Origin of the sequence: Nonomuraea sp. SBT364, from assembly GCF_001083785.1 — a bacterium.
Taxonomy (GTDB): Bacteria; Actinomycetota; Actinomycetes; order Streptosporangiales; family Streptosporangiaceae; genus Nonomuraea.
Genome location: NZ_LAVL01000259.1, coordinates 1 through 8611 on the forward strand (window position 1 = coordinate 1; position 8611 = coordinate 8611).

The 8611-nt window shown below is 70.4% G+C and carries 5 protein-coding genes; 3 read left to right on the top strand and 2 right to left on the bottom strand.

Annotation, left to right across the window (positions count from 1 at the left end; translation table 11 throughout):
• The first annotated feature begins 352 nt into the window (after nt 1–352).
• Together ADY59_RS45405 and mgrA are read left to right on the top strand one after the other, a co-directional pair.
• Nucleotides 353–2404 (top strand): S9 family peptidase, encoded by a 2052-nt coding sequence (locus ADY59_RS45405; RefSeq protein WP_049576969.1) that lies wholly within the window; start codon nt 353–355, stop codon nt 2402–2404.
• Nucleotides 2401–3399, top strand: a complete 999-nt coding sequence (gene mgrA / locus ADY59_RS45410; protein ID WP_049576971.1) for an L-glyceraldehyde 3-phosphate reductase — start codon at nt 2401–2403, stop codon at nt 3397–3399. Before ADY59_RS45405 ends, mgrA begins: the two co-directional genes overlap by 4 nt.
• Here the strand turns inward: mgrA and ADY59_RS45415 are convergent.
• Nucleotides 3368–5743: a lysylphosphatidylglycerol synthase transmembrane domain-containing protein gene (locus ADY59_RS45415; protein WP_049576974.1), complete on the bottom strand. Its 2376-nt coding sequence runs from the start codon at nt 5741–5743 to the stop codon at nt 3368–3370. The two genes, mgrA and ADY59_RS45415, sit on opposite strands and share 32 nt — an antisense overlap.
• A 196-nt stretch (nt 5744–5939) precedes the next feature.
• Here ADY59_RS45415 and ADY59_RS45420 point away from each other — a divergent pair, with 196 nt between their 5' ends.
• Nucleotides 5940–7964 (top strand): molybdopterin-containing oxidoreductase family protein, encoded by a 2025-nt coding sequence (locus ADY59_RS45420; RefSeq protein ID WP_049576977.1) that lies wholly within the window; start codon nt 5940–5942, stop codon nt 7962–7964.
• On the opposite strand, the gene ADY59_RS45425 is transcribed toward ADY59_RS45420, so the two are convergent.
• Nucleotides 7942–8611: alpha/beta hydrolase (locus tag ADY59_RS45425; RefSeq protein ID WP_231619204.1), on the bottom strand; the 670-nt coding region annotated here is incomplete at its 5' end. The genes ADY59_RS45420 and ADY59_RS45425 overlap by 23 nt on opposite strands.

The window sequence follows — 8611 nt, forward strand, 5'->3', positions numbered from 1 at the left end:
ATGCACTGGCTTTTAACACACTGTTGAGTTCTCAAGAAACGGACGCATACTCCCCGGTCCTGCGAGAGGCGCTCATTTCGTTGTGTCTTAATTCTTTCAGCCGTTCAAGTCCCTGTCAAATTGACTGGACCCGCTCGACCTGCTGGAATTTCGACGCCCCGCTAACTTACCAGCCATCGGGGAGTGCCTTCGCCAGTCGCGCAGCCCATACCGAAATCACCTGAGTGAGAGAGGTTTGGTTGCGCCGCACCGCGTCGGCTCTCAAAGATTAGCAGCGCCCAAGACCGTTCGCGCCGTGTCGTCCACACGACCAGGCCACAAATCGATCACGGCCGACCATAGACTCCCCCACGTGAGCAGAGGCAACACGCCCCCTGTGGCGAAGAAGGTTCCGGCCGAGCGCACGCATCACGGCGACACCGTGATCGACGAGTACGCCTGGCTGACCGACAAAGACGATCCGGAAACGATCTCCTACCTGGAGGCGGAGAACGCCTTTCTCAAGGAGGAGACCGCCCATCTGACCGAGCTCCAGGAGCAGGTCTTCCAGGAGATCAAGGGCCGCACGCAGGAAACCGACCTGTCGGTGCCGAGCCGTAAGGGCGGCTGGTGGTATTTCACCCGCACCGAGGAGGGCAAGCAGTACGCCACCTCCTGCCGGGTCCCCGCCGACGGCGACACGCCGCCGGAGATCACGCCGGGCGAGCGCCTCGACCGCGAGCAGGTCATCCTGGACGGCAACGAACTGGCCGGCGACAGCGCGTTCTTCTCCGTCGGCACCAGCTCCGTCGCGCCCGACGGCACGATGCTGGCCTACTCGACCGACTTCAAGGGCGACGAGCGCTTCACCCTGCGGTTCAAGAACCTGGTGACGGGTGAGCTGCTGGCCGACGAGATCTCCGACATCTTCTACGGCGGCGCCTGGTCGGCCGACGGGTCGGCGTTCTTCTACACGCGCGTCGACGACGCCTGGCGGCCCTTCCAGGTCTACCGGCACACGCTCGGCACCAGCGAGGACGTGCTGGTCTACGAGGAGACCGACGAGCGTTTCTGGGTGGGCATCGGCCTGACCCGCAGCGAGCGCTACCTGGTGCTCGGCTCCGGCAGCAAGATCACCAGCGAGGTGCGCATCCTCGACGCGGCCGACCCGGCCGGCGAGTTCCGGCTGGTGCGCCCCCGCAAGACCGGCGTCGAGTACGGCGTCGAGCACGCGGGCGACTTCTTCTACGTGCTGCACAACGAGAACGCGCAGAACTTCGAGCTGGCCACCGCGCCGCTCGACGACCCCGGCTCCTGGACCGCGCTGATCGAGCACCGGGACGACACCCGGCTGCTGGAGATCGACGCGTTCGCCGGCCACGCCGTCGTGCACTTCCGCCGTGACGGCCTGACCGGGCTGCGGGTGCTGCCCGAGGGCGAAGCCCCGTACGAGATCGGGTTCCCGGAACCGCTGTACGACGTCGGGCCGGCGGGCAACCCGGAGTTCGTCACGAACCGGCTGCGGCTGGCCTACACCAGCATGGTGACCCCGGCCAGCGTGTACGACTACGACCTGGCCACGCGGGAGCTCATCCTGCTGAAGCAGCGGCCGGTGCTCGGCGGCTACGACGCCGAGGACTACGAGCAGTTCCGCGAGTGGGCCACGGCCGAGGACGGCACCGAGATCCCCGTCTCGGTCGTCAAGCGCAAGGACACGACCCTGCCCGCGCCGACGCTGCTGTACGGGTACGGCAGCTACGAGACCTCGATCGACCCGGGCTTCTCGGTGCCGAGGCTGTCGCTGCTGGACCGGGGGTTCGTGTTCGCCATCGCGCACGTGCGCGGCGGCGGCGAGATGGGGCGGCGCTGGTACGAGGAGGGCAAGCTCACCAGCAAGAAGAACACGTTCACCGACTTCGTGGCCGCGGCCGGGCATCTCAAGCAGGCCGGCTGGAGCGGGAAGGTGATCGCCAGGGGCGGGTCGGCGGGCGGGCTGCTCATGGGCGCGGCGGTGAACCTGGCGCCTGAGGAGTTCGCGGGCGTGGTGGCCGAGGTGCCGTTCGTGGACGCGCTGAACACCATCCTCGACCCGTCGCTCCCGCTGACGGTGATCGAATGGGACGAGTGGGGCGATCCCCTGCACAACGCGGACGTGTACGCATACATGAAGGGCTACACGCCGTACGAGAACGTGGACGACAGGGCGTACCCGCCGATTCTCGCCATCACCAGCCTGAACGACACGCGGGTGCTGTACCACGAGCCGGCCAAGTGGATCGCGCGGCTGCGCGCGACGGCGAGCGGTGGGCCGTTCCTGCTGAAGACGGAGATGGGCGCGGGGCACGGCGGGCGCAGCGGACGCTACGACGCCTGGCGGGAAGAGGCGTTCGCGCTGTCGTGGATCATCGAGAGGGGCACGGAATGAGTTACCAGGCGGACGCCGCCCGCTACGAGCGGCAGCCGTACAACAGGAGCGGGCGCAGCGGGGTGAAGCTGCCGGCGGTGTCGCTGGGGCTGTGGCACAACTTCGGCGACGACCGGCCGCTGGAGAACTCGCGGGCGATCCTGCGCCGGGCGTTCGACCTGGGCGTGACGCACTTCGACCTGGCCAACAACTACGGCGTGCCGTACGGGTCGGCGGAGCGGACGTTCGGGCGGATCTTCCGGCAGGACTTCGCCGCGTACCGGGACGAGCTGGTCATCTCCACCAAGGCCGGCTACGACATGTGGCCCGGCCCGTACGGCGAGTGGGGGTCGCGCAAGTACCTGCTGGCCAGTCTGGACCAGTCGCTGGGCCGGATGGGCCTGGAGTACGTGGACGTGTTCTACAGCCACCGGCCGGATCCCGACACGCCGCTGGAGGAGACCATGGGCGCGCTGGACCGGGCGGTGCGCTCGGGCAAGGCGCTGTACGCGGGCATCTCCAACTACTCGGCGGAGCAGACCGCCCAGGCGGCCAGGATCATGCGGGAGATGGGCACGCCGCTGCTCATCCACCAGCCGTCCTACTCGATGATCAACCGGTGGATCGAGGACGGGCTGCTGGACACGCTGGAGGAGGCGGGGATGGGCTGCATCGTCTACTCGCCGCTGGCGCAGGGGCTGCTGACCGACCGCTACCTGAAGGGCGTGCCGGCCGACTCGCGGGCGGCGACCAGCCGGTTCCTCAGCGAGAAGCAGATCGACGTGGAGCTGGCTCGTTCGCTGGACGAGCTGGCCAGGGGCCGGGGGCAGAGCCTGGCCCAGATGGCGCTGTCGTGGACGCTGCGCGACCCGCGCGTGACGAGCGTACTGATCGGCGCGAGCAGCGTGGGTCAGCTTGAGGACAACGTGGCGTGCGTGGACGGCCCGGCGTTCACCGAGGACGAGCTGAAGGCGATCGACGACCTCACAGGGCCTCGTGCCGCTGCAGGTAGGTGAAGGACGCCCAGCCGGGCAGCACCGGCAGCCAGAACGTGAGCAGCCGGTAGAGCAGCACGGCCGAGGTGGCCAGGGTCGGCGGCACCCCGGCCACGCTCAGCCCGGCGGTGAGCGAGAGCTCGACCGCGCCCAGGCCACCCGGCGTGGGCGCGGCCGAGCCGATGGCGTTGGCGGTGAGGTAGACGACCGCGACGGTGGTGAAGTCGATCTCTCCCCTGAACGCGTGCACGCACGCGTAGAGGCAGCCCACGAACGCGATGGTGATCATCAGGGTGCCGATCGCGCCCTCGATCATCTTGCGCGGCGTCTGCAGCACGTCGAGCAGCCGGGGCAGCACGTTGGCGAACAGCCGCTGCATCCGCCGGGTGATGAACCGGCGCACCGGCGGGATGCCGAACAGCACCACGACCAGCAGCGCCACCCCCAGCAGCACCACGACGAGGCCGCGCGAGGGCGTGAAGGTGGTGGCGGTGTTGGACCCGGTGATGTAGGCGAACAGCAGCAGCAGGCCGATGTGGAAGACCATCATGACGAGCTGTGAGGCGCCGACGCTGGCCACGGCCAGCCCGGGGACGATGCCGCGTTTCTGGAGATAGCGGGTGTTGATCGCGACGCCGCCGACGGCGGCGGGCGCGACGAGCTTGACGAACGAGGCGGCGAACTGCACGAGCACCGTGCGCCACAGCGGCAGGTGCTCGGGCACGAACCCGCGCAGCATCAGCGCGGCCGCCACGAAGCTGACGAACGAGGCGAGCAGCGCCAGCCCCGTCCAGGCCCAGTTGGCGGTGGTGACCACCTGGACCACGTCGACCCGGCTGAGCTGGGACAGCACGATGTACGCGGCGAACGTGCTGGCGATGATGGTGATCAGCGTGCGCGGCCGGAAGCGCTCCAGCCGGATCTCCTCCGGCTTGCTCTGCGGCTTGAGCGCGACGATCTGCTCGCGGATCCCGGTGAGCAGGTGCTTGTCCTTCGACAGCGCCGCGCGGGTCTCGCGGGTCAGCGCGATGCGCTGCAGCAGCGGCATGGCGGCGGCCAGGGTGTCGGAGCCCACCACGGCGGTGGCGGCCCTGACGGACCGCTCGGCGCCGACGCGCAGCGCCAGGTAGGTGAGGAGCTGGGCGACGTCCAGGCGCAGCAGCAGGTCCCCGGCGGCGATCTCGCCGCTGCGGGCGTCGGTCAGCACGACCCGGCCGGCCCGGTCGAGGTGGATGCCGTCGCCGGTGAGCCTGCGGTGCGCGAGCCGCTGGATCTGCAGCAGTGAGACCTGCTCCCAGATCTGGGCGAGCACGTCGTCGCTGATCTCCTCGTCGGGCACCTCGTCGAGCGGCCGGGTGTCGAGGTGCTCGTAGACGAGCAGCGCGGCCTCGGTGCCGATCTCGCTGGTGCCGAGCAGGCGGGGCGTGCTGGCGCCGGCGGCCTGCGCGGCGTAGGCCATCAGCGCCTCGCGCTCCAGCTCGGCGCGGAGCGACCTGATGGCCCTGCGCCTGGTCTCGGAGTTGAGGCGGATGCGCCGCCACAGCCGGTACGGCAGGCCGGCCACCTGGCGGTCGCGGTCGAGCACGGTGACGTCGAGGCCGGCGCCGTCGGCCAGCCCGACGGCGTAGCGGCGGCTGCCCTGGTGGTCGTCCTCGATGCGGCGGGCCGACACCGGGGAGAACGAGAGCCTGCGCAGCGTGGCCACCACGGCGTTGCCCGGCGGCCTGGTGTTGGGGCTGCCGATCCCGTACAGGGTGGCGTAGCCCATGGCCATGCCGACCAGGACGGTCACGATGGCGCCGGGGAGCGTGATCTGGCCGCCGGAGTAGAGCGCCAGGATGTCGAGGGCGATCACGGTCCACACGAGCGCCCGCCAGGTCGGCCGGCGTGAGATCCGCACGGCGGTGGCGTAGGCGGTGACGGAGGTGAGGAGGGTGTTGAGCGGCTCGATCGGGCGGCCGCCGGTGAGCAGCCTGCCGAGGTCCTCGACGTTGCCGCCGACCAGCCACTGGCCGAGCAGGAACGCGCCGACCATGCCGACGATCGCGGCGATGAGCCCTTCGGCGACGCGCAGGCCGTCGCGGTGGAAGACCCGCTCGACGGCGAAGGCGACGGGCACGATGAGCACGGCCGCGCCGCCGACGAACGTCGCGACCCGGCTGAGCAGCGGCACCAGGGCGGTGCCCTCGCTGACGTCGCGCTCCAGGCCGCTGAGCGTCTGCTTGGCCACCAGGGCCAGCAGGATCACCGCGCCGAGCGTGAGCAGCGTGGCGAACAGCCGCAGCAGGTCGGAGGGCCGGCGCAGGCGCTGGGGCAGCAGCGGCTCGACCACGTAGACGTCCGCGTCAGCGCGTGCTTCGCCCACGGCTGGATCCCCTTTCGAGAGGTCCTCCGTGTCTTCGCCTTCTCTGATTTCGGCCACCGACAGTGATTCTGCACCTTTCCGGGCGGACCGGACGATCTGCGAGCCCCGTGTCGGTGGAGCTCCAACCCTTCACCTCTGATTTCTACCGCGAACTCCCCCTGACCGCGTCACAGGGACTCCACATAAGCTGTGACGCATGTCGGGCGAACTTAAGGTGCTGGGGGCGTGTCCGCTTGACTGCCCGGACACCTGCTCCTGGGTGGTCACCGTGCGGGACGGCGAAGCGGTCAAGATGCGCGGCAACCCCGACCATCCTTATACGCGCGGCGCGCTCTGCGTGAAGGTCAACCGTTACCTGGAGCAGACCCGGGCGGACGACCGCATCCTCCATCCGATGCGCCGTACCGGTCCCAAGGGCTCCGGGCAGTTCGAGCGCATCTCCTGGGAGGAGGCGCTGGAGGAGATCTCCGTACGGCTGCGCGGCATCGTCGAGGAGCACGGCGGCGAGGCGATCTGGCCCTACCAGGGCACGGGCACGCTGGGCTACCTGCAGGGCTGCGAGGGCGTGGCCGGGCGCCGGTTCTGGAACCTGCTCGGCGCGTCGCGGCACTGGCTGAACATCTGCTCGGCGGCGGGCACCTCCGGCCTGCGGCTGACGAACGGCTCGGCGGGCGGCATGGACCCGGAAAACTTCGCCCAGTCCCGGCTGATCCTGCTGTGGGGCACCAACACGCTCACCAGCGGCCATCACCTGTGGAAGTTCATCCAGGACGCGCGGGCCGGCGGCGCGCACGTGGTGGCGATCGACCCGATCCGCACCAGGACGGCCGACCAGGCGGACCAGCACCTGGCGATCCGGCCGGGCACCGACGCGGCGCTCGCGCTCGGCCTGCTCAACGTGGTGCTGTCGGAGGGCACGCAGGACGAGGAGTTCCTGGCCCGGCACACGGAGGGCTGGGAGGGCTTCCGCACCGAGATCCTGAAGTATCCGGTCGAGACGGCGGCGGAGATCACCGGCATCCCGGCGTCCGCCATCCACAGCCTGGGGATGCGGCTCGCGCACACCCGGCCCACCGCCATCCGCGCCACCATGGGCATCCAGCGGCACGAGGGCGGCGGCACCGCGTTGCGCACGATCGCCGCGATCCCGGCCGTGACCGGCGACTGGCGGCATCCGGGCGGCGGCGTCGCCTACTCCACCAGCGACCACGTGCACGTCAACATCGACACGCGCGACGACCTGCTGGCCAAGCCGGTGCGCACGCTCACCATGACGCGGCTGGCCTCCGAGCTGGCCGACCCCGACTCGGTCAAGTGCCTGTGGGTCTACGGCGCGAACCCGGTCGCCTCGACCTCCGACAGCAACCGGATCAGGCGCGGCCTGATGCGCGACGACCTGTTCACGGTCGTCATGGAGCAGTTCCCGACCGACACGGTCGACTACGCCGACATCGTGCTCCCCGCGACGATGCAGACCGAGCACATGGACCTGCACGCCGGCTACGGGCACCTCTACCTGCTGTGGAACGAGCCCGCGAGCCCGCCGCCCGGCGAGTGCCTGTCGACGACCGAGACCTTCCGCCGGCTGGCGGCGCACATGGGGATGACCGAGCCGTCGCTGTTCGACACGGATCTGGAGCTGGCCGAGAACCTGCTGTCCAGCGGGCATTCCTCGCTTGAGGGGATCACCGTCGACAGGCTGCGCAAGGAGGGCTGGGTGCGGATGAACTATCCCGATCCCTTCACGCCGCACGCCGACGGCTTCCCCACCCGGTCGGGCCGGCTGCGGTTCCCGTCGCCGGGCAAGGCGTACGTCCCGTCGCTGTCGGCGCGTACGGCGGGGCGCGGGCCGTACCCGCTGACCCTGATCACGCCGGCCCCGCACACCTTCCTCAACACCACCTTCGGCAACAACCCGGAGCTGCGGCGGCGGGCGAAGGAACCGGTGGTGCTGGTCAACCCGGCCGACGCACGGGCGCGCCGGCTGGCGGACGGGCAGCGCGTACGGGTGCACAACGCCGGCGGCGGCTTCCTGGCCGACGTCGAGATCAGCGACCGGGTGGCGCCCGGCGTGGTCGCCTCGCCCAAGGGCAGCTGGCCCAAGCTCAGCCCGGGCGGCGCCAACCCCAACAGCGTCGTCGCCGAGCGCGACGCCGACCTGGGCAGGGGCGCGGTCTACCACGACAACCTGGTGGAGCTCAGCCCTTGTGCCGGTCCATGAACGCCACGACCCGGTCGATGACCTCGGTGGCGTAGGGGCCCCGGAACAGCTCCGAGGCGTGCGTGCGCTCGCCCTTGATGACGTGCAGCTGCCGGTCGGGGGCCCGGGTGGCGGCGTCGTGCGCGGCCTGGAGGTCGTCGGCGCCGCCGTAGTCGTCGTGCTCGGTGCCGATCTGCAGCAGCGGCACCTTCAGCCTGGCCGCGTCGGCGGCGTCGATCGAGCCTGACAGGGAGATCACCCCCGCGGCCTGCTTCCCGAGTGCCAGGGCGGCCGTGGCCGACACCGTGCCGCCGATCGAGCCGCCCGCCAGGAAGACCCGCTTCACGCCCTTCTCCCCGGCCAGCCGCCCCGCCATGGCCAGCGCGGTGTCCTCGGGCAGGTCGGTGGACTTGCGCGCGTACAGCAGGACGCGGTAGCCGGCGGCGACCAGCCGGTCGGACAGCGGGCGCCAGGTGCACACGTTGCCGCGGCGCTCGTAGGTGATGACCACGCCGGTCTCGCCCCTGCCGGTGATGACGCCGGGCATGTCGTCCCCGTAGGTGAAGATCTTGCCGTCGTCACGGGTGTAGCAACCGCTCACGTTCGGGCCCTTGGCCTTGGCCTTGGCAGGGGACGGAGAAGGGAGCGGGGACGGGGTGGCGCTGGGC

Coding starts and splice junctions, on each gene's coding strand:
- mgrA (WP_049576971.1), top strand. CDS start 2,401: ATGAGTTACCAGGCGGACGCCGCCCGCTACGAGCGGCAGCCGTACAAC.
- ADY59_RS45420 (WP_049576977.1), top strand. CDS start 5,940: ATGTCGGGCGAACTTAAGGTGCTGGGGGCGTGTCCGCTTGACTGCCCG.